The 18,058-nt window shown below is 66.7% G+C and carries 15 protein-coding genes; 5 read left to right on the top strand and 10 right to left on the bottom strand.

The window, feature by feature from the left end:
* Positions 1-76 precede the first annotated feature (76 nt).
* The 6 genes from odhB to ACILRJ_RS09315 all read right to left on the bottom strand — a co-directional run bounded on the left by odhB (position 77) and on the right by ACILRJ_RS09315 (position 9,688).
* Positions 77-1,312 (bottom strand): 2-oxoglutarate dehydrogenase complex dihydrolipoyllysine-residue succinyltransferase, encoded by a 1,236-nt coding sequence (gene odhB, locus ACILRJ_RS09290; RefSeq protein WP_395682655.1) that lies wholly within the window; start codon positions 1,310-1,312, stop codon positions 77-79.
* Between the two features lie 14 nt (positions 1,313-1,326).
* Positions 1,327-4,311: a 2-oxoglutarate dehydrogenase E1 component gene (locus ACILRJ_RS09295; RefSeq protein WP_395682657.1), complete on the bottom strand. Its 2,985-nt coding sequence runs from the start codon at positions 4,309-4,311 to the stop codon at positions 1,327-1,329.
* A gap of 101 nt (positions 4,312-4,412) precedes the next feature.
* Complete coding sequence (locus tag ACILRJ_RS09300; protein WP_395682659.1) at positions 4,413-5,393, bottom strand: GNAT family N-acetyltransferase; 981 nt, start codon at positions 5,391-5,393, stop codon at positions 4,413-4,415.
* A 91-nt stretch (positions 5,394-5,484) separates the two neighbouring features.
* Positions 5,485-6,687 (bottom strand): JmjC domain-containing protein, encoded by a 1,203-nt coding sequence (locus ACILRJ_RS09305; RefSeq protein WP_395682661.1) that lies wholly within the window; start codon positions 6,685-6,687, stop codon positions 5,485-5,487.
* Between the two features lie 329 nt (positions 6,688-7,016).
* Positions 7,017-8,381, bottom strand: coding sequence for an adenylosuccinate lyase (gene purB, locus ACILRJ_RS09310; protein ID WP_395682663.1), 1,365 nt, complete (start codon positions 8,379-8,381; stop codon positions 7,017-7,019).
* Positions 8,378-9,688 carry a hemolysin family protein gene (locus tag ACILRJ_RS09315; protein WP_395682664.1) on the bottom strand — a complete coding sequence of 437 codons (1,311 nt, stop codon included), beginning with the start codon at positions 9,686-9,688 and terminating at the stop codon, positions 8,378-8,380. Before ACILRJ_RS09315 ends, purB begins: the two co-directional genes overlap by 4 nt.
* A 234-nt stretch (positions 9,689-9,922) precedes the next feature.
* Between ACILRJ_RS09315 and ACILRJ_RS09320 the strand changes: the two genes are divergently transcribed.
* Both ACILRJ_RS09320 and ACILRJ_RS09325 read left to right on the top strand, forming a co-directional pair.
* Complete coding sequence (locus tag ACILRJ_RS09320) at positions 9,923-11,317, top strand: class II fumarate hydratase (RefSeq protein WP_395682666.1); 1,395 nt, start codon at positions 9,923-9,925, stop codon at positions 11,315-11,317.
* A 208-nt stretch (positions 11,318-11,525) separates the two neighbouring features.
* A complete protein-coding gene (locus tag ACILRJ_RS09325) occupies positions 11,526-12,683 on the top strand; it encodes a hypothetical protein (protein ID WP_395682668.1) in 1,158 nt (385 codons plus the stop codon).
* A 131-nt stretch (positions 12,684-12,814) separates the two neighbouring features.
* Here the strand turns inward: ACILRJ_RS09325 and ACILRJ_RS09330 are convergent, their stop codons facing one another.
* From ACILRJ_RS09330 to ACILRJ_RS09345, 4 genes are read right to left on the bottom strand one after another with little or no spacing between them, the layout of a single operon-like run.
* Complete coding sequence (locus tag ACILRJ_RS09330; RefSeq protein ID WP_395682670.1) at positions 12,815-13,786, bottom strand: hypothetical protein; 972 nt, start codon at positions 13,784-13,786, stop codon at positions 12,815-12,817.
* Positions 13,783-14,640 (bottom strand): ABC transporter ATP-binding protein, encoded by an 858-nt coding sequence (locus tag ACILRJ_RS09335; RefSeq protein ID WP_395682672.1) that lies wholly within the window; start codon positions 14,638-14,640, stop codon positions 13,783-13,785. The genes ACILRJ_RS09330 and ACILRJ_RS09335 overlap by 4 nt, the downstream gene beginning before the upstream one ends.
* The gene (locus ACILRJ_RS09340; RefSeq protein ID WP_395682674.1) at positions 14,637-15,005 is read right to left on the bottom strand and encodes a GntR family transcriptional regulator; all 369 of its coding nucleotides are present in this window, start codon (positions 15,003-15,005) and stop codon (positions 14,637-14,639) included. The genes ACILRJ_RS09335 and ACILRJ_RS09340 overlap by 4 nt, the downstream gene beginning before the upstream one ends.
* A 5-nt stretch (positions 15,006-15,010) precedes the next feature.
* Positions 15,011-15,439: a hypothetical protein gene (locus ACILRJ_RS09345; protein WP_395682676.1), complete on the bottom strand. Its 429-nt coding sequence runs from the start codon at positions 15,437-15,439 to the stop codon at positions 15,011-15,013.
* Positions 15,440-15,544: 105 nt separating this feature from the next.
* On the opposite strand from ACILRJ_RS09345, the gene ACILRJ_RS09350 reads away from it, so the two are divergent.
* The 3 genes from ACILRJ_RS09350 to ACILRJ_RS09360 are packed head-to-tail and all read left to right on the top strand — an operon-like array spanning position 15,545 to position 18,026.
* Positions 15,545-16,327 carry an RDD family protein gene (locus ACILRJ_RS09350; protein ID WP_395682678.1) on the top strand — a complete coding sequence of 261 codons (783 nt, stop codon included), beginning with the start codon at positions 15,545-15,547 and terminating at the stop codon, positions 16,325-16,327.
* Between the two features lie 9 nt (positions 16,328-16,336).
* A complete protein-coding gene (locus tag ACILRJ_RS09355; protein WP_395682680.1) occupies positions 16,337-17,017 on the top strand; it encodes an RDD family protein in 681 nt (226 codons plus the stop codon).
* Positions 17,018-17,027: 10 nt separating this feature from the next.
* Positions 17,028-18,026: a stage II sporulation protein M gene (locus tag ACILRJ_RS09360; protein ID WP_395682682.1), complete on the top strand. Its 999-nt coding sequence runs from the start codon at positions 17,028-17,030 to the stop codon at positions 18,024-18,026.
* Positions 18,027-18,058: the final 32 nt, after the last annotated feature.

The raw sequence follows: 18,058 nt of genomic DNA on the forward strand, positions 1-18,058 counted from the left end.
AGGGCCGAAGGGATGAAAAGCAACGCGCGCGCCGCTCTTCCAGCCCCCAGTACTCAGCCTTCAGCCCTCGCGTCAATCACATCCCCAGCAGCATGCGCTGCGGGTTCTCGAGCTGGTTCTTGATGTCGACGAGGAACAGCACCGCGTCCTTGCCGTCGATGATGCGATGGTCGTAGCTGATCGCGACGTACATCATCGGCGCGGCGACGACCTGGCCATTCTCGACGATCGCGCGTTCCTTGATCGTGTGCATGCCGAGGATCGCGCTCTGCGGCGGATTGACGATCGGCGTGGAGAACAGCGAACCGAACGTGCCACCGTTGGTGATCGTGAAGGTTCCACCCTGCAGGTCGTCGAGTGTGAGGCCGCCTTCGCGCGCCTTCTTCGCATACGTCGCGATCGCCTTCTCGATGTCGGCGAAGCCCATCGACTGCGCGTCGCGCAGGACTGGCGTGACGAGGCCCTTGTCGGTCGAAACCGCGACCGAGATGTCCTGGTAGCCGTGATAGATCACGTCATTGCCATCGACCGACGCGTTGACGATCGGATGGCGCTTGAGCGCTTCGCAGGCGGCCTTGACGAAGAAGCTCATGAAGCCGAGCTTGATGCCGTTCGTCTTCTCGAACTGCTCGCCGAGTTCCTTGCGCATCGCCGCGACCTTGGCGAGGTTGATCTCGTTGAACGAGGTCAGCATCGCGATCGAGTTCTTCGACTGCATCAGGCGCTCGGCGATCTTCGCGCGCATGCGCGTCATCGCCACGCGCTCTTCCGGACGCACGCCAGGCGTCGGCTTCGCAGACGCTGCCGCGGGCGATGCCGCGGCAGCGGGCGCCGCCGCGGGCGAGCCCGTGCGCATGAAATTGACGAGGTCTTCCTTGGTGACGCGACCGTCGCGACCGGTCGGGGCGACAGTGGCAGGGTCGATCTTGTTTTCGGTTGCGACGCGCTGCCCGGCGGGCGACAGGTCGGCGGCCTTGCCGCCCGTGGCAGCGGTCGCTGCCGGCGTTGCGGCGGCCTTGGGTGCCTCGGCCTTCGCGGGTTCGGCGGCCTTCGCGGGCGCCGCAGCAGCGGCGGCGCCTTCCTCGAGGATCGCGAGTACCTGCTGGCTCGTCACCGTCGCGCCGGTCTCGAACTTGACCTCCTTCAGCACGCCGTCGGCCGGTGCCGGCACTTCGAGCACGACCTTGTCGGTTTCGAGGTCGACCAGGTTCTCGTCGCGCTTGACCGCGTCACCGGGCTTCTTGTGCCAGGTCGCGATCGTCGCGTCGGAAACGGATTCGGGCAGGACGGGGACTTTGACTTCGATGGCCATAACGGATCCTTGTGTCACTCTGCGACGTTATCGGTGCCGGTCGGCGCGACCAGTGCCTGTTCGAGCAACGCCGCCTGTTCGACGACGTGGGTGGAGAAATGGCCTGCGGCCGGTGCCGGGGAGCGCGCGCGCCCCGCGTACAGCAGGGTCTGCTTCGGCGCGACGACCTTCTGCAGGTGGTGCTGGATCTGGTACCACGCACCCTGGTTCATCGGCTCCTCCTGGCACCAGACCACATCCCTCGCGGCCGGGTACTTCGCCAGCTCTGCGGCGACCTCGGTGCGCGGGAATGGATAGAGCTGTTCGACGCGCACGATCGCGACATCGTCGATGCCGCGCTTGGCGGCATCCTCGACCAGATCGTAGTAGACCTTGCCCGAGCAAAGAACGACGCGGCGCACCTTGGCGCCCTTCTTCGCCGTCGTGTCGGCGATCGCGAGCTGGAAAGCGCCGTTCGCGAGGTCGTCCAGCGAGGACACTGCGAGCTTGTGACGCAGCAGCGATTTCGGCGTCATCACGATCAACGGCTTGCGGCAATCGCGCAGCATCTGTCGGCGCAGCAGGTGGAACATCTGCGCCGGCGTGGTCGGCACGCAGACCTGCATGTTGTCGAGCGCGCACAGTTGCAGGTAGCGCTCGAGACGCGCGGAGGAATGCTCGGGGCCCTGGCCCTCGTAGCCGTGCGGCAGCAGCAGCACGAGTGCGGACAGGCGGTCCCACTTCGCTTCGCCGGACGAGATGAACTGGTCGATCACGACCTGCGCGCCATTCGCGAAGTCGCCGAACTGGCCTTCCCACAGCACCAGCGTGTTCGGGTTCGCGGTCGAGTAGCCGTATTCGAACGCCATCACCGCCTCCTCGCTGAGCAGCGAGTCGACGATGGTGACGTCGGCGCCGTCGCGCACGCTTGCGAGCGGCAGGTATTCGCCGCCGCTGCCCTGGTCGTGCAGGACGGCGTGGCGATGGAAGAACGTTCCACGTCCGCAATCCTGGCCGACCAGGCGCAGATCGCGACCGTCGGCGATCAGGCTTGCGTAGGCGAGGTTCTCGGCGAAGCCCCAGTCCATTGGCTGCTCGCCGGCTGCCATCTTCACGCGGTCTTCGTAGATCTTGGCGACGCGCGGATGCAGGGTCAGGCCCTGCGGCAGCGTGAGGATCTTGCCGTTGAGCGCCGCCAACTTGTCCTTGGCGACGCCGGTCCTGATCGCCTGCGACAGCGTGGCGCCGATGTGCGGGTGCCAGTCGACCGCGAATTCGTCCTTGAACGCGGGATCGAGTTCGGCGATCGGCGTGCCGGCTTCGAGCTTCGCGCGATAGGTGTCGACGAGCTTCTGTGCGTCGCCGTCGGCGATCACGCCATCGGCCACGAGCTTCTGCGCATACAGCTCGCGAGCGGTCTTGCGCGCGCGGATGATCTGGTACATGAGCGGTTGCGTCGCCGCCGGCTCGTCCGCTTCGTTGTGGCCGTGGCGACGGTAGCAGACGAGGTCGATGACGACATCGCGCTTGAACTTCTGCCGGTAGTCGAACGCAAGGCGCGTGACGAACAGCACCGCCTCCGGATCGTCGCCGTTCACATGCAGAACCGGCGCGTTGATCATCTTCGCGACGTCGGTGCAGTACAGGGTCGAGCGCGTGTCGTTCGGGTTCGAGGTGGTGAAGCCGACCTGGTTGTTGACCACGACATGGATCGTGCCGCCGACCGCGAAGCCGCGCGCCTGCGACATGTTGAGGAGTTCCATGTTGACGCCCTGTCCGGCGAACGCGGAATCGCCGTGGATCAACACCGGTACCACGTGCTCGCGCGTCGCGTCGCGGCGATGCGCCTGGCGCGCGCGCACCGAGCCGCACACGACCGGGTTGACGATCTCCAGGTGCGACGGGTTGAACGCGAGTGCGAGGTGGATGGTGCGGCCGGGCGTCAGCAGGTTGGCACTGAAGCCCATGTGGTACTTCACGTCGCCCGAGTGCGCCGGATCGTCGGGGTGGTCGAACTTGCCTTCGAACTCGGCGAACAGCTTCTGCGGTGGCTTGCCGAGCACGTTGACCAGCACGTTGAGGCGGCCGCGGTGGGCCATGCCGAGCACCATGTCGTTCATGCCGTCGGCGCCGCCGCGGCGGATCAGTTCGTCGAGCAGCGGAATCAGGCTGTCGCCGCCTTCGAGCGAGAAGCGCTTCTGGCCGACATACTTGGTGTGCAGGTAGCGTTCGAGGCCGTCGGCCTGCACGAGCTTCTCGAGCACGCGCTTCTTGTCATCGACGCTGAGGGCATAGTCCCCAGCGGCGCGTTCGAGTTGGCCGTGCACCCACTGGCGCTGCTCGACGTCGGAGATGTGCATGAACTCCGCACCGATGCTGCCGGCGTAGGTCGCCTTCAGGCGTGTGACCAGGTCGCGCAGCTTGAGGCGCTGCGGGCCTGCGAGCGAGCCGGTGCTGAATTCGATGTCGAGGTCGGCGCCAGTCAGCCCGTGGAAGGCCGGGTCGAGGTCGGGAGCGGACGGCCTTGGCAGCAGGCCGATCGCTTCGAGGTCGGCTGCCGGAAACGCATGCTCCATGTCGAGCGGGTCGAGTTTCGCGGCGAGGTGTCCGCGCGAGCGGTATGCAGTGACCAGCTTGAGTACGCCCGCCTGCTTCTGCGAGATCGCTTCGCCGGCGGCTGCTTTCGCTGGCGCGAACCCGCGACCGTTCTGCTTCTGCGCCGCCTCGATGCGCGCGATCGCGGCCGAGTGTGGCTGATCACCGGCTTCACGACCCTTGAGCCGGGAGAAGAACTCCTGCCATTCCGGTGCAACGCGGGCGGGGTCGCTCAACCACGATTCGTACAGATCGTCGACGTAGGCGGCATTGCCACCGGAAATCGGCGAGGTCGCCTGGAATTGCTGGAGAAGACTGGGTTGGGAAGGATTTGCGCTCACGCTGCCACCAATGCAGACGAAAAGGCGCGCCGGTTGCGCGCCTTGGGGTGTGCTCGCCGTGGCCGTCGCTTGCCCGGCTGACATAACAGCCGAAGTATAGCCGTTCAGCGCTGATTGTTGCAGGCGCACAAACCCGTTGTATGGGCGCGGGTCAGGAACGCAAGCCGCAGACCGCCGACACGCTTCTAGAACGAAAGCAGGCGCAGCTCCTCGCTCGGCGCGGATCGCTCCCAGACCTGGTCGAAGAGGGCGGTCAACTGCGCATGCCGGCCCGGCGCATAGGTCGAACCCTCGCCATCCGGCCGGTTGCCGAGCGGGCGGAACAGGTAGCCGCGGCGGTCGTTGAGCAGGAATGCAGCCGCGTATTGCAGATCCTGCTCGTCGATCGGCGTGCGGATCGCGATCGCGCTCGGCAGGCGCTGCGCCAGCGCGATGAGGCGATGGCCGTCGGCGACTGCCTTGCGCGGGTCCTGCACGATCACGCGCACCCGCGCGTGTCGGCCCGACAGGGCGATACGCTTGATTTCATCGAGCGCAACCCGTGTGTCGAGCAGGAACGGATCGAGGTCGCGCGTGTAGATCGCGAGCTCGTACTTCGCGTCCGCCAGCAGGCTGGCGATCGCGTCGCGCGCCTGCTCGCGGTCCGCGGCGAGCAGCACGCGTGCCTCGGGGATCGGCGCCAGCTGCGCCTGTTCACGCGGTGCGGCGGGCGCAACAGCCAGGCGCATCGTCTGGTGCTCGATGCCGCATTCGAGGAAACGCTCGCCGACGGCCTCGAAACCGAGTCGGGTGTAGAACGGTATCGCGTGGACCTGCGCGTGCAGTTCGATGCTGGCGATGCCGAGCGACCGCGCCTGCTCGATCAGTACGCGCATGATCGCCTCGCCGACGCCCTTGCCGCGCCATTCGGCGAGCACCGCGACGCGGCCGACGGTCGCCGCGGTCGCCGGTGGGTTCGCCGCCGGTGGCACCAGGCGACCGGTGCCGATCGCGTTTCCGTCCGCGTCGCGCGCGATGACGTGGCGTGCGAGCGGGTCGAGCGTGTCGATTTCGTCCTCGCGCGGGACCTGCTGCTCGACCACGAACACCTGTTCCCGCACGCTGCGCAGGTCGTCGAAGTCGGCCTCCCACGATGCCGGTTCGACGTGGAAGTCCTGGCGGATCATCGGCGACTCCCGTGGTCGGGCGCATTCTCCCTCGTGGGAGCACTTTTCCCGGGAGCGGCGGAAGCGGCGATGCTCCTGGTGTTTTGCGTACTCATCGACTACTCCGCGAACGGCGAGGATGCACGAGCGCGTAGTGTCCCGCATCGACGAGCGCGCGCAACAGCGCGAGGTCACGCGCGTTGCCGGTCGCGAGCGGGAATTCGTCGAGCATTCCGGCGGTCCGCGCCAGCGACCGCGAGCATGCGTGGCCTTCGCCGGCGACGAACAGCACCGCGCCGCGCCCGTCGCGCATCCATGCGCAACGCGACCAAGGATTGCGTCGCACGCTCGCTCCGCTTGCCACCGCGCGCAGGAACATCGCGTCGCTGAGACGACGGGGCGGCGCAGCGGCCAGCTGCGCGCTGCGATAGCGGGTGATGAAGCCGCCGAACCACGCGCGCAAAGTAGCCAGCGCGACCGGCGTGTCGAGCTTCAGCCATGGCATCGCCTGCGCCACGCGCGCGATCGCCGCATCGTCGATCTCGCCATCGCCGCGCGCAGACGCGAGGTCGGCATCGGTGTAGCGAGCCTCTTCCGGCAACCGCTCGATCAGGTGGTCGACGAAATCGCCGAGCAGGTCCGCCTGCGATGGTGCGCGCATGCCTACCGAATACGTCATGCACGCGCCCACGGCGATGCCATGATGTGGAACGCCCGGCGGCAGATAGAGCATGTCCCCTGGTTCGAGCACCCAGTCGTGCGTCGGCGTGAATTCGCGCAGGAGTTTCAGCTCGGAATCGTCGCGGAACGCCTTCGGCGCGTGTGCGTCGGTGCTGATTTGCCAATGCCGCCGGCCGAGTCCCTGCAGCAGGAACACGTCGTACTGGTCGACATGCGCGCCGACCGAACCGCCGTCCTCTGCATAGGAAATCATCACGTCGTCGACGCGCCAGCTCGGCAGGAACGAAAAGTGCCCGAGCAGGGCGGCCACGTCGGCATCCCACTTGTCGACGTCCTGTACCAGCAGGGTCCAGTGCGTCTTCGGCAAGGTCGCGAAATCGCCTTCGGCGAACGGGCCGCTGCGCAACGTCCAGCGGTCTAGCTTCGGTTCGTGGATTGCGATGCGCGACAGGGCCAGATCCTCGCAGGCGAGTCCGGCGAGGTCGTCCGGTGTGACGGGATTGCGGAAATCGGTGAACGCACCACGGACCAGCAGGGGACGCTTCTGCCAGTAATCGCGCAGGAAGGTGTCCGGCGACATGCCCAGCGGCCGGCCCTTGCCGGCGCGGACTTCGATGGCGGGAGTACGGGACATCCTTTGATCCTGGGATTTGCCTGCGGCGAGCGGGTGCCATCCTAACCGGGCCGATGTCGCTCGCGCGATGCTGGTGGCGGCCCCGTCATGCGATGATCGATGCATGCAGAATGCGTGACCATCGCGCGGAAGGGGGGCGTCGACCGCCGGGTACCTGGCGAATTCGAGTTGGATCGCGCACCCGGAGACGCCTCTCGGTGGACAAGCAGGTTCAGGCAATCCAGCGCATGTGCGGGCTCATGGGGGGGTTTGCCGGCTATATTGTTTTTTGCGCGGGGGGCCCGGGGCGAGCCACCCCCCGGGGGGGGTTGCAGCCCCACGGCATCGCTTCAGATCGCTCTTGCGAGGATTCCGGCAAGGCCGGTGTAGTCGGCCGGCGTGAGGTCGAGCAGGTGTTGCTTGGCGCCCGCGGGCAGGTCGAGGCCGGCGACGAATTCGCGCAGGGCTTCGCGAGTGATGCCCTGGCCGCGCGTGAGTGCCTTCAGCTGTTCGTACGGCTCGGGCAGCCCGTAGCGACGCATCACGGTCTGCACCGCTTCGCCGAGCACTTCCCAGCTGGCGTCGAGGTCGGAGGCGAGCCGTTCGGGCGCAACATTGAGCTTGCCGAGACCGCGCGCAAGCGCGTCGAGCGCGATCAGGGTGTGGCCGAAGGCGGTGCCGAGCGCACGCAGCACGGTCGAGTCGGTGAGGTCGCGCTGCCAGCGGCTGATCGGCAGCTTCGCGCTGAAATGCTCGAACAGCGCGTTCGCGAGGCCGAAGTTGCCTTCGGCGTTCTCGAAGTCGATCGGGTTGACCTTGTGTGGCATCGTAGACGAGCCGACCTCGCCCGCCTTCAGCACCTGTCGGAAGTAGCCGAGCGAGATGTAGCCCCAGACGTCGCGCGAGAAGTCGATCAGGATCGTGTTGGCGCGACGCATCGCGTCGCCGATCTCGGCGATGCAGTCGTGCGGTTCGATCTGCGTCGTGTACGGATTGAAGACGAGGCCGAGCGATTCGACGAAGCGACGCGCGAACGCCGGCCAATCGACTTCCGGATAGGCCGCGACGTGCGCGTTGTAGTTGCCGACCGCACCATTGATCTTTCCGGTGAGCTCGACCGCGACAATCTGCCGTCGCTGCCGTTCCAGGCGTGCGAGCACGTTCGCGATCTCCTTGCCGAGCGTGGTCGGCGAGGCGGTCTGGCCGTGAGTGCGTGACAGCATCGGCAGCACCGCGTGCGCGTGCGCAAGTTCGCGCAGCTTCGCGATCACGCCGTCGAGTGCGGGCAGCAACACCGTTTGGCGCGCGTCGCGCAGCATCAGCGAGTAGGCGAGGTTGTTGATGTCCTCGCTGGTGCAGGCGAAGTGGATGAACTCCTTCGCCGCCGCGAGTTCGGCATGGCCGGCGATCTTCTCCTTGATGAAGTACTCGACCGCCTTGACGTCGTGGTTGGTGGTGCGCTCGATCGCCTTGATACGCTCGCCGTCGGCATCGGAGAAGCCCTCGCCGATGGCGAGCAATGCGGCGCGTGCGGCTGGCGAAAGCGGCGGCACTTCGACGACCTTCGACTCATCCGCGAGTGCGAGCAGCCAATGCAGCTCGACCAGCACGCGCCGATGCATCAGCCCGTATTCGCTGAAGATCGGTCGCAGGCTTGCAGTCTTGCCCGCGTAGCGTCCGTCCAGCGGCGAGAGGGCGGTCAGGCTCGAACTCATTGCAGTTCCTTGGAAGTCTTCGGTTGCACGAGGATGGTCTTGGCGCGCGCGCCCTGCATCGTGCGCACGGTCAGCTCGAAGCCATCGAAGGCGAGCGTTTCGCCCTCGACCGGCAGGCGCTCGAGGCGATGGATGATAAGCCCGCCGACCGAATTCACGTCGGCCGGCGCGTCGATGTCGCGTTCGAGCAGGCGTTCGAGGCGGTAGATCGGCGTGCCGCCCGAGATGGTGAATTCGACACCCTTCGGCCGCGGGGCGATGCTGCCGCTGCGTGCATGCTCGTCCTCGATGTCGCCGACCAGCACTTCGAGGATGTCCTCGAGCGTGAAGAAGCCGGCGACGCGACCGGACTCCTCGATGCCGAGCGCGAGGTGGGTGTCGCCGGTGCGGAAACGCTTGAGTACATCGAGTACCGGTGTATGCAGCGGCAGCAGGATCGGCGGCCGCAGCAGCGCGGCGACGTCGTCGACCTCGCCGTGCTCCGACATCGCACGCAGCAGGTCCTTCATGTGCAGCACGCCGCGCACATGGTCGCCATCGGCCTCGAACCATGGATAGCGACTGTAGCGGCTGCGCCGGAACTCGCTCAGCACCGCCTCGCGGTCCATGCCGTCGCGCAGTGATGCGAGCTGGTCGCGCGTGCGCAGCACGTCGCCGACGACCAGCTCCGGCAGGTCGAGCGCGTGCTGCATCATCGAGTATTCCTCGCCGGCACGGCTGGCGTGCTTGGCGTGCACGATCAGGCGCAGTTCCTCGCGCGAGTAATGGTGTTCGTCGCCATGGGTGCCGGCACCGAGGCCGAACGCGCGCAGCATCCGGTTCGCGCTCGCATTGAGCAGCCAGATCGCCGGATACATGAGCCAGTAGAATGCATACAGCGGCCCCGCGGTGAGCAGGGAGAGCCGCTCCGGGCGGCGGATCGCCATCGACTTTGGCGCGAGTTCGCCGAGCACGATGTGCAGATACGAGATCAGGGTGAACGCGAACACCAGCGCGACCACCTGGGTCGACTCGGCGCCGATGCCCAGACGCGCGAGCAGCGGTTCGATCAGGCGCGCGAACGCGGGTTCGCCGATCCAGCCGAGGCCGAGCGAGGCGAGCGTGATACCGAGCTGGCACGCCGACAGATAGGCGTCCAGACGGCTGTGCACGTCGCCGAGCAGGCGCCCGCGCCAGCCGCGGCTGGCGGCGAGGGTCGCGGCCTGGGTCTGGCGCAGCTTGACCAGCGCGAATTCGGCGGCGACAAAGAAGCCGTTCAGCAGCACCAGCAGCAGGGCTGCGCCGACGTAGAGCAGGTTCTGCAACATGGAGCGGTCGCGAGAGACGGCCGCCGATTCTAGCATCCGCGCCCGCCGGAACCGTTTTCGGGCGCCGCCGTCGCCTGAATTGGCGCGGTTGCAAGGCAATGTCGGCTCGCGCCGCGCGGCGGGCGACCTCCCGCGAACCGACTCCGGTCCTGCGCCGCAGGGTGAACGGGATCTCGGTGAAGGCCCCGGTTCAACCCGCTATAATCACCGGTTCCACTCCGCAGCAGAACAGCCATGAGCCAGTACCGGGTCGAGCGCGACAGCATGGGCGAATTGAAGGTTCCCGCCGACGCTCTTTACGGCGCGCAGACGCAGCGCGCGGTCGACAACTTCCCGATTTCCGGCCTGACCATGCCGCGCGAGTTCATCCGCGCACTCGGGCTGATCAAGTCCGCCGCGGCGCAGGCAAATGCCGACCTCGGCCACCTGAAGAAGACCAGCGCAAAGGCGATCCGCAAGGCGTCGGAACAAGTCGCCGCGGGCGCGTACGACGCGCAGTTCCCGATCGACGTGTTCCAGACCGGTTCCGGCACCTCGTCGAACATGAACGCGAACGAGGTGATCGCGCACCTTTGCGCCGCGGCCGGCACGAAGGTGCATCCGAACGACGACGTCAACAACGGCCAGTCGTCGAACGACGTGATCCCGACCGCGATCCAGGTCAGCGCCGCGCTCACGGTCAGCGAGAAGCTGCTGCCGGCGCTGGCGCACCTCAGGAAGACGATCGACGTGCGCGCCAGGGAATTGCGCAAGGTCGCCAAGACCGGTCGCACCCATCTCATGGACGCGATGCCGGTCACGTTCGGCCAGGAACTCGGCGGCTGGTCGGCGCAGATCCGCTCGAACATCGAGCGTCTGCAGGATGCGCTCAAGCGCATGCGCAAGCTTCCGCAGGGCGGTACCGCGGTCGGCACCGGCATCAACGCCGATGCGCAGCTCGGCCCGCGTGTCGCCGCGGAATTGTCGAAGATGACTGGCGTGAAGTTCGAGTCGTCCGACAATTATTTCGAGGGCATCAGCTCGCAGGATGCCGCGGTCGAGCTGTCCGGCCAGATGAAGACGCTGGCCTGCTCGCTGATGAAGATTTCCAACGACCTGCGCTGGATGAATTCCGGCCCACTCGCCGGCCTCGGCGAGATCGAGTTGCCGGCGCTGCAGCCGGGTTCGTCGATCATGCCTGGCAAAGTCAATCCGGTCATCCCCGAAGCGATGGCGATGGTCTGCGCGCAGGTGATCGGCAACGACGCGACGATCACGATCGCCGGCCAGAGCGGCAATTTCCAGCTCAATGTGATGCTGCCGGTGGTGGCGCTGAACCTGCTGCAGTCGGTCGAGCTGCTCGCGAACGCCGCGCGCCTGCTCGCCGACAAGTCGATCGCCGGCTTCAAGGTGCGCGAGGACAAGATCAAGGAAGCGCTGAACCGCAATCCGATCCTGGTGACCGCGTTGAACGCGGTGATCGGCTACGACAAGGGCGCGGCGACCGCGAAGAAGGCGTACAAGGAAGGCCGCCCGATCATCGACGTCGCGCTGGAGACGACCGGACTGCCGCGCAAGAAGCTCGAGGAACTGCTCGACCCGGCCGCGCTGGCCAAGGGCGGCATCCACGGCGGTTCGGCCGGAGGCTAAGAAAGGTAAAGATCCGCACGGGATGGCGAACGGCACATGCCGTTGCGACGAATCGCCACCCAGACTGCGTCGTTTGAGCGGCGGCCCCGCACTGGGACATGCAAGGGCGGTTTGCCCTTGTTGGCTTTGATGACCGCGACTTTGCGGATGCTTGTCCCGAATGGGTAAATCGACTGGATAACCGCAGGAATCCGATTGGAGTGTTGACATGTTGAAGAGATTGATCCTCGCCTCCGCCCTGGTGGCCGGCAGTGCGTTCGCGCAAGACAACACCGACATCAGTGGCGCGAGCTTCCAGAGCGGCAAGGCCGATGGCCAACTCGCAGCGCTCGGCAAGAAGGCCGCGGCGTCCGGCGCCAAGCTGGTCATCACCGCTCCAGCCGACTGGCACGCGAAGATCGCGGCCAAGGTGAAGGCCGGCGGCAATGCCGATGTCGTGCTGCGTGAAGGTTTCTACGAAAACGTTCTGGTGCGCGTCGAGAGCAAGGGCGCCGCCGTTGCCGCGGCCAAGCCGACCGAGTCCGAGCGCACCAGCAAGGCCGATGCCGAGAAGGCGAAGGCCGAAGCGGAGAAAGCCAAGGCGGATGCCGAGCGCATGAAGGCCGAAGCCGAAAAGGCGAAGGCGGAGGCGGATGCCGAGAAGGCGAAGGCCGAGGCCGAGAAGGCCAGGGCCGAGGCGGAAACCGCCCGCGCGCACGCCGATGCGCAGAAGGCAGCGGCCGCGCGGGCCGCGGCGGCACCCGCACCGGCCCCGGTCGCTGCTGCGGCGGCTGCGCCCGCGAAGCCGGCAGCCAGCCCCGTCGACACGGATGCGGTGCGTGAGCGCCTCGAGAAGTCGATCAACGAAGGGCGCAGCGCACGCGGCGATCTCACGGTCGGTCGCTTGCAGACCGGCGACACGATCTTTGTCGACGGAAACGTGCGCGCGGTGATTCGCCGCGAAGGCAATCGCCCGACGATGTACTGGCTCGACGGCGATCTCGACCTGCGTCGCTCGGAACTGAAATCGCTCGCTCCCAACAAGTATCAGGTGTTGTCGGTGATCAGCGCCGGCGAGGGTACCCTGCGGCGCGAATTCACCGAGGTGACATCGGTCGATGCGCGTGAGCCCGCTAGCGGTTCAGCCGAGCGCGGCGCGCTGGAGAAGAGCATCAACGACGGTCGTGCGATCGATGCGACGATCGAGCCGGCGAAGTTGCGCGCCGGCGACGTCCTCTACGTCAATGGATCGGCTGTCGCCGCGGTGCGCCGCTCCGGCAACGATCTTGCGCGCTACTGGGTCGTCGGCCAGCTCGACCTTCGGCAGGCAGGATTGCAGGCTGACGGCAAGGACAAGTACCGGGTCGTCGCCGATACCGTGCGCTGATTCGCGTTTGTCGGAGTCAAGAAAAGGGCCGCGCGAGCGGCCCTTTTCTTTGGTGCGACCCGGGGCCATCGGCGGGACTCGCGCTGCACGCTCGACCCGCCCTGCACCCCCGGCAACCAGACGAGCGTGGTTCAGACGTTGACCTCGATCCTGCGCCCGCGCAGCCAGATCGCGCCCGCGAGCAGGGCGAGTCCGACGATCGCGCCGATCCACAGGTTCGCGGTCGTGAACAACCCATAGGCGCCAGCGAGATCGAGGCTCTGGACGTTCGGTCCGTCCTGCGCACCGAGCCAGGCCTTGGTCGAGCCGAGGCCGGAGACGCTGATCCAGCTGCCCGGCATCACGCTCAGGAGCAGGCGGCCGAGGATGGAACCAAGGCGCAGGTCGCCGCTGAAATGCGGGGCGCCGAGCAGGCCGATCCACCAGTTGGCGACCCACACCAGCAGAGGCAGCATGACCGCCCACAGGAACGGCTTGCTGCGCGCCCAGGCGGACCAGAACATCAGCCAGCCGACCGCCGGCAGCGCCCAGATCGCACCGACCGGCAGCGTCGCGAACAGGCGTGCCGCCACGCTGAACGGATGCGCCGCGAATACGGCGGGCAGCGCATTCAATCCGTGGACGCCGGCCCACAAGGTGACGACCAGCAGGAACACGACGTAGGCCACCGTGGCGACCGCGATTGCGATCGCCGGGATGATGACCATCGCGGTCAATGCTTTCGACGCGACGGTGCTGGCGTCCGACACCGGCAGGGATTTCCAGAACAGCACGCTGCGGTCGCGGCGGTCGTCGTAGAGCGAACCGAGCAGGTAGAAGAAGCTGACGAAGAACACGCCGATCGACGCGAACGAGACGAGCATCACCTGCACGACGTCGAGGCCGCGGCCGGCATTGGCGAGATCGCCGTCACTGATGTGGTTGCGCAACTGGTCGAGCGAGAAGCCGGTGTGCACGGGCACCTTGCCGCTGAACACTTCGGCGGTGACGATGCCGAGCACGGTGATCAGCAGGAACACGCCGGTGATCCACACCGGTGACCACAGCATGCCGCCGCGGTGTTCCCAGTACTCGCGCTTGAGCAGGAGGGGGAAGGAGTTCATGCGTAGGTTCCTTTCATGGTGGCGACGAACAGGTCGGCGACGCTGGGCTTGTGCAGCTCGCCCAGTCCGGTCAGTCGCGCGCGCTCGACGCCGTCGAACAGGAAGATCGATTTGCCGAAGATCTGGCGCTCGCTGAGCGGCTTTAGTGCGCGCGCGGCGTCCGTCTTGTCGGGGTTGACCATCACCTCGGCGTAGCGTTCGCCAACCTCGTCCATGGTCGCCGCCAGCACCACCTTGCCGCCCTGGATGAACATGAGGTCGGTCAGGATGTGCTCAATCTCCTCGACCTGGTGCGTGGTCACGATGATCGTCTTCTGTTCGTCGAAGTAGTCCGACAGCAGGCTTTCGTAGAACGACTTGCGGTACAGGATGTCGAGGCCGAGCGTCGGTTCGTCGAGCACCAGCAGCCTGGCGTCGATCGCCATCACGAGCGCGAGGTGCAACTGCACCGTCATGCCCTTGGAAAGCTCGCGCACGCGCATGCCTTGGCCGATCTTCGTGTGCGACAGGAACGCCATGCACTTCTCGCGCGAGAAACGCGGGTGCACACCGGCGACGAACTCGATCGCCTCGCGCACGCGCAGCCAGCGCGGCAGCACCGCGACGTCGGCGATGAAGCAGACCTGCTCCATCAGCTGCGCACGCTGCGTGTGCGGGTCGAAGCCGAGTACGGACAGCTCGCCTTCGTAGTCGGTCAGGCCGAGGATCGCCTTCAGCGCGGTCGTCTTGCCGGCGCCGTTCGGGCCGATCAGGCCGACGATGCGGCCGGCCTCGATGTCGAAGCTGACCGCGTCCAGAGCCTTGGTGGTGCCATAGCGCTTGGACAGGTTGCGGGCACGCACGATCGCGCTCATCGGGCTTCCTCTCTGCCGGCGCTTGCCAGCAATTCCTTGAGGTCGAGGCCGAGTCGGGCGAGTCGCGCCGACAATGTCGGCCACTCTTCGCGCAGGAAGCGCTCGCGCTCGGATTTCAGCAGCGCGTCGCGCGCGCCGTCGGTCACGTACATGCCAAGTCCCCTTCTCTTTTCCACCAGATTCTCGTCCACCAGTTCCTGGTAGGCCTTCGACACCGTGATCGGATTGATCTGGAAGTCGCCGGCCACCTGGCGCACCGAGGGCAGCGGGTCACCCTGCTTGAGGACGCCGTCGAGGATCATCGCCACCACGCGGTCGCGCAGCTGGCGATAGATCGGCGTCGAGTCGTTCCAGGTGATGCTCATCAGCGTTATTCCTCGGTACCGTGGTGCAGGGGCTTGCCGAAGGAATAGTAGGGCATGCCAAAACCGCTTCCGGCCGAACCCGTCGAGGCGAACGAGGTGACTGCATGCACCGGCAGCAGGCGCGCGACGCGCATCGGCGTGCGTTCGCTGTGCGTTTCGACATCGCCCGAGTGAACGGTGACGGTTGCGAGCGTCGGGATCTCCGGCTCCGGCCGCACGACCACGGTCGGCAGCAGGACGGCCGGCAGGATCGACGATTCAGGGGCGGATTCACGGGACGCGTGTGCGTTCGCATCGATCACGCCGCGCGAGAACGCGGCGACCGCGATGCCGCTGCCGACCAGCGCAACGGCCAGTAGCAACTGATAGGCGCCGCGTCGCGGCAGGACCGTGCTCAGCAGTTTCGGCAGGCGATGGGGGGTGTTGTTCGTCATGACGGGCCTCCGCGAGGCGCTTGATGAAGTAGTGTTGTAGTTAACTATAACACCAAAAAAGCCAAGGTCAAGCACCACGAGCCATGACTGATGGGGGGGTAGGCAATGGGCGGTCCAACAGAAGCACTGGGCGCGGATGCACGCGGAGGAACGCAGATTGGGTATCGCTGCCTGGGCGAGCGTGGCCCTCCCTTCGGGAATCCGCGTTCATACGCGCATGTCTGCGTCCATGATTTTCTTGCTGAATTCCCATCCGTTCGCGATGAACACAGTCGAACGGCGGCGAAACCCCTGAAGGCGCGCGCGGGTGTTCTGATAAAGTCGCCGACGTCCATGGGGAGACAGGGAATGCAGCAGCCACCACCGTTGCCGGCCGCGAATCCGTATGCGGCGCCGAGCGCGCGCGTTCAGGACGTGCATGACGCGGCGAACCACGAATTGGCCGATCGCGGCACCCGGCTCGGGGCGGCAATCCTCGATGGGCTCGTGATTGGTGGTCCGATCATGCTCGTCGCCATCGGCGCGGCGATCGTGCTACCCGCCATGCAGCGATCGGGCGACCAGGCCGCCATGGGCACCGTCGCCGGGCTGGTCGCGTTGTTGGTCCTCGCCGGCCTGCTCGGTGTCATCGTCCTCAACCTCGTATGGCTCCACCGTCATGGCCAGACGATTGCCAAGCGCTGGCTCGGCATCCGCATCGTGCGCACCGATGGCGGTCACTGCAGCCTGCTGCGCATCGTCTTCGCGCGTTCCGTGCCGATGATCGTGCTGCGCGCGATACCGATGCTGGGCTGGCTCTTCGCCCTGATCGACGCCTTGCTGATCTTCCGCGAGGACTATCGCTGCCTGCATGACCATTTCGCCGACACGATCGTCGTCAAGGCCTGACCGCCGGCGATGCTCGACACGCTGACCCTGGTCGAGACGCCGGAAGGCATCGCGCTGCAGCTGCGCTCGGCCGGCGCAATGGCGCGGGCGGCGGCCTGGCTCTTCGATCTGATGATCCGCATCGGCCTGATGTGGGCCGTCGCCGTCGTGATCGGGGTGCTCGGCTCGAGCGGAATGGGCCTGTACCTGCTCGCGTTGTTCGCCGCGCTGTGGCTCTATCCGGTGTTGTTCGAGGTCCTGCGCGACGGCCAGACGCCGGGCAAACGCGTGATGCGCCTCCGCGTGGTCAATGCGAACGGAACCCCTGTGACCTGGATCGCATCGATCGCGCGCAATCTCATGCGCACGGTGGACATGCTGCCGTTCTGCTATGCATTCGGCCTCGCGTCCTGCCTAATCGACCCGCGCGGGCGGCGCCTCGGCGATCTCGTCGCGGGTACGCTCGTGGTGTACGTCGACGCATCGACCAGCCATGCCGGCGCGCCGAACGTGCCGATCGTGCATGTGCCCTTGCCGCTGCTCGCGCACGAGCGCGCCGCGGTGATCGAGTTCGCCGAACGCTCGGCACAGCTGACGCCCGAGCGGCAGGAGGAGCTGGCGGCGCTGCTGCCGATGCTGACCCAAACGCGCGGCGCGCTCGCGGTGCAGCGCCTGCACGGCATGGCCTGCGCCTTCCTCGGTCGCGGTTGAGCGCGCGCGCATGAAACAGGACGTCTTCCAGGCGCGCCACGACGAGGAATGGCGCGGTTTCGAGCGCTGGCTCGCGACGCGCGCACGACCGAAACCGAAGGAGCGCATGCGCGATGGCGAGGAGATGCCGCGAGACAGCGATTTTCCCGCGGCCTATCGACGCATCTGCCAGCACCTCGCGCTGGCCGAGCGGCGCGAGTACAGCCTCGTGCTGGTGCAGCGCCTGCGTGACCTGGTCGAACGCGGACATGCGGTGTTTTACCGGCCACGCGCGCCGCGTGCGCGCAGCATCGTCGATTTCTTCGCCGCCACCTTTCCGCGCCTCGTGCGTGCGCAGGCAGGCGCAATGGCCGCGGCGTCGGCGTTGTTCTTCGTGCCGCTGCTCGGCACGCTGGTGCTGTTGCAATTGCGCCCGGAGCTCGTCCACAGCCTGTTCGATCCGGCCCAGCTCGCGCAGTTCGAGCAGATGTACGACCCGAACTCGACCGGGCAACGGATCGGCCGCGAAAGCGGCTCGGACCTCATGATGTTCGGCTACTACATCTACAACAACGTGAGCATCGGCTTCCGCACGTTCGCGAGCGGGCTGTTCGCGGGCGTCGGCTCGATCTTCGTGCTGGTCATGAACGGCGTCGTCATCGGCGGCGTCGCCGGGCACCTGACCGCGATCGGTTATGGCGGACCGTTCTGGCGCTTCGTGGTCGGGCACTCCGCACCGGAGTTGCTCGCGATCGTGATCAGCGGCGGCGCGGGCCTGCAGATCGGCATGGCCTTGATCGCGCCCGGGCGGCGCACGCGTGCGCGCGCGCTGGTCGAGGCCGGCATGGTCGGCGCGAAGCTCGTGCTCGGCGTGTTCGCCATGCTCGTGTTCGCGGCCTTCGTGGAAGCCTACTGGTCGTCGCTGGTGTGGGTGCCGACGGCGCTGAAGTTCGGCGCCGGCGCGGCGCTCTGGCTCGGCATCCTGCTGTGGCTGTGGCGAGGTGGGCGAGGGCAGGTCGATGCGGAGTGAGCGCAGGCCCGCGTGCCGGGTGGGGAGTCGCG

Source organism: Dokdonella sp. (assembly GCF_044227025.1).
GTDB lineage: Bacteria > Pseudomonadota > Gammaproteobacteria > Xanthomonadales > Rhodanobacteraceae > Dokdonella_A.

Bases quoted from the DNA above. Each gene is read 5' to 3' on its own strand.
- ACILRJ_RS09330 (WP_395682670.1), bottom strand. From the start codon at position 13,786: ATGAACTCCTTCCCCCTCCTGCTCAAGCGCGAGTACTGGGAACACCGC.
- ACILRJ_RS09315 (WP_395682664.1), bottom strand. From the start codon at position 9,688: ATGTTGCAGAACCTGCTCTACGTCGGCGCAGCCCTGCTGCTGGTGCTG.
- ACILRJ_RS09355 (WP_395682680.1), top strand. From the start codon at position 16,337: ATGCTCGACACGCTGACCCTGGTCGAGACGCCGGAAGGCATCGCGCTG.
- ACILRJ_RS09335 (WP_395682672.1), bottom strand. From the start codon at position 14,640: ATGAGCGCGATCGTGCGTGCCCGCAACCTGTCCAAGCGCTATGGCACC.
- ACILRJ_RS09345 (WP_395682676.1), bottom strand. From the start codon at position 15,439: ATGACGAACAACACCCCCCATCGCCTGCCGAAACTGCTGAGCACGGTC.
- ACILRJ_RS09320 (WP_395682666.1), top strand. From the start codon at position 9,923: ATGAGCCAGTACCGGGTCGAGCGCGACAGCATGGGCGAATTGAAGGTT.
- purB (WP_395682663.1), bottom strand. From the start codon at position 8,381: ATGAGTTCGAGCCTGACCGCCCTCTCGCCGCTGGACGGACGCTACGCG.
- ACILRJ_RS09325 (WP_395682668.1), top strand. From the start codon at position 11,526: ATGTTGAAGAGATTGATCCTCGCCTCCGCCCTGGTGGCCGGCAGTGCG.
- ACILRJ_RS09350 (WP_395682678.1), top strand. From the start codon at position 15,545: ATGGGCGGTCCAACAGAAGCACTGGGCGCGGATGCACGCGGAGGAACG.
- odhB (WP_395682655.1), bottom strand. From the start codon at position 1,312: ATGGCCATCGAAGTCAAAGTCCCCGTCCTGCCCGAATCCGTTTCCGAC.
- ACILRJ_RS09360 (WP_395682682.1), top strand. From the start codon at position 17,028: ATGAAACAGGACGTCTTCCAGGCGCGCCACGACGAGGAATGGCGCGGT.
- ACILRJ_RS09295 (WP_395682657.1), bottom strand. From the start codon at position 4,311: ATGTCAGCCGGGCAAGCGACGGCCACGGCGAGCACACCCCAAGGCGCG.
- ACILRJ_RS09340 (WP_395682674.1), bottom strand. From the start codon at position 15,005: ATGAGCATCACCTGGAACGACTCGACGCCGATCTATCGCCAGCTGCGC.
- ACILRJ_RS09305 (WP_395682661.1), bottom strand. From the start codon at position 6,687: ATGTCCCGTACTCCCGCCATCGAAGTCCGCGCCGGCAAGGGCCGGCCG.
- ACILRJ_RS09300 (WP_395682659.1), bottom strand. From the start codon at position 5,393: ATGATCCGCCAGGACTTCCACGTCGAACCGGCATCGTGGGAGGCCGAC.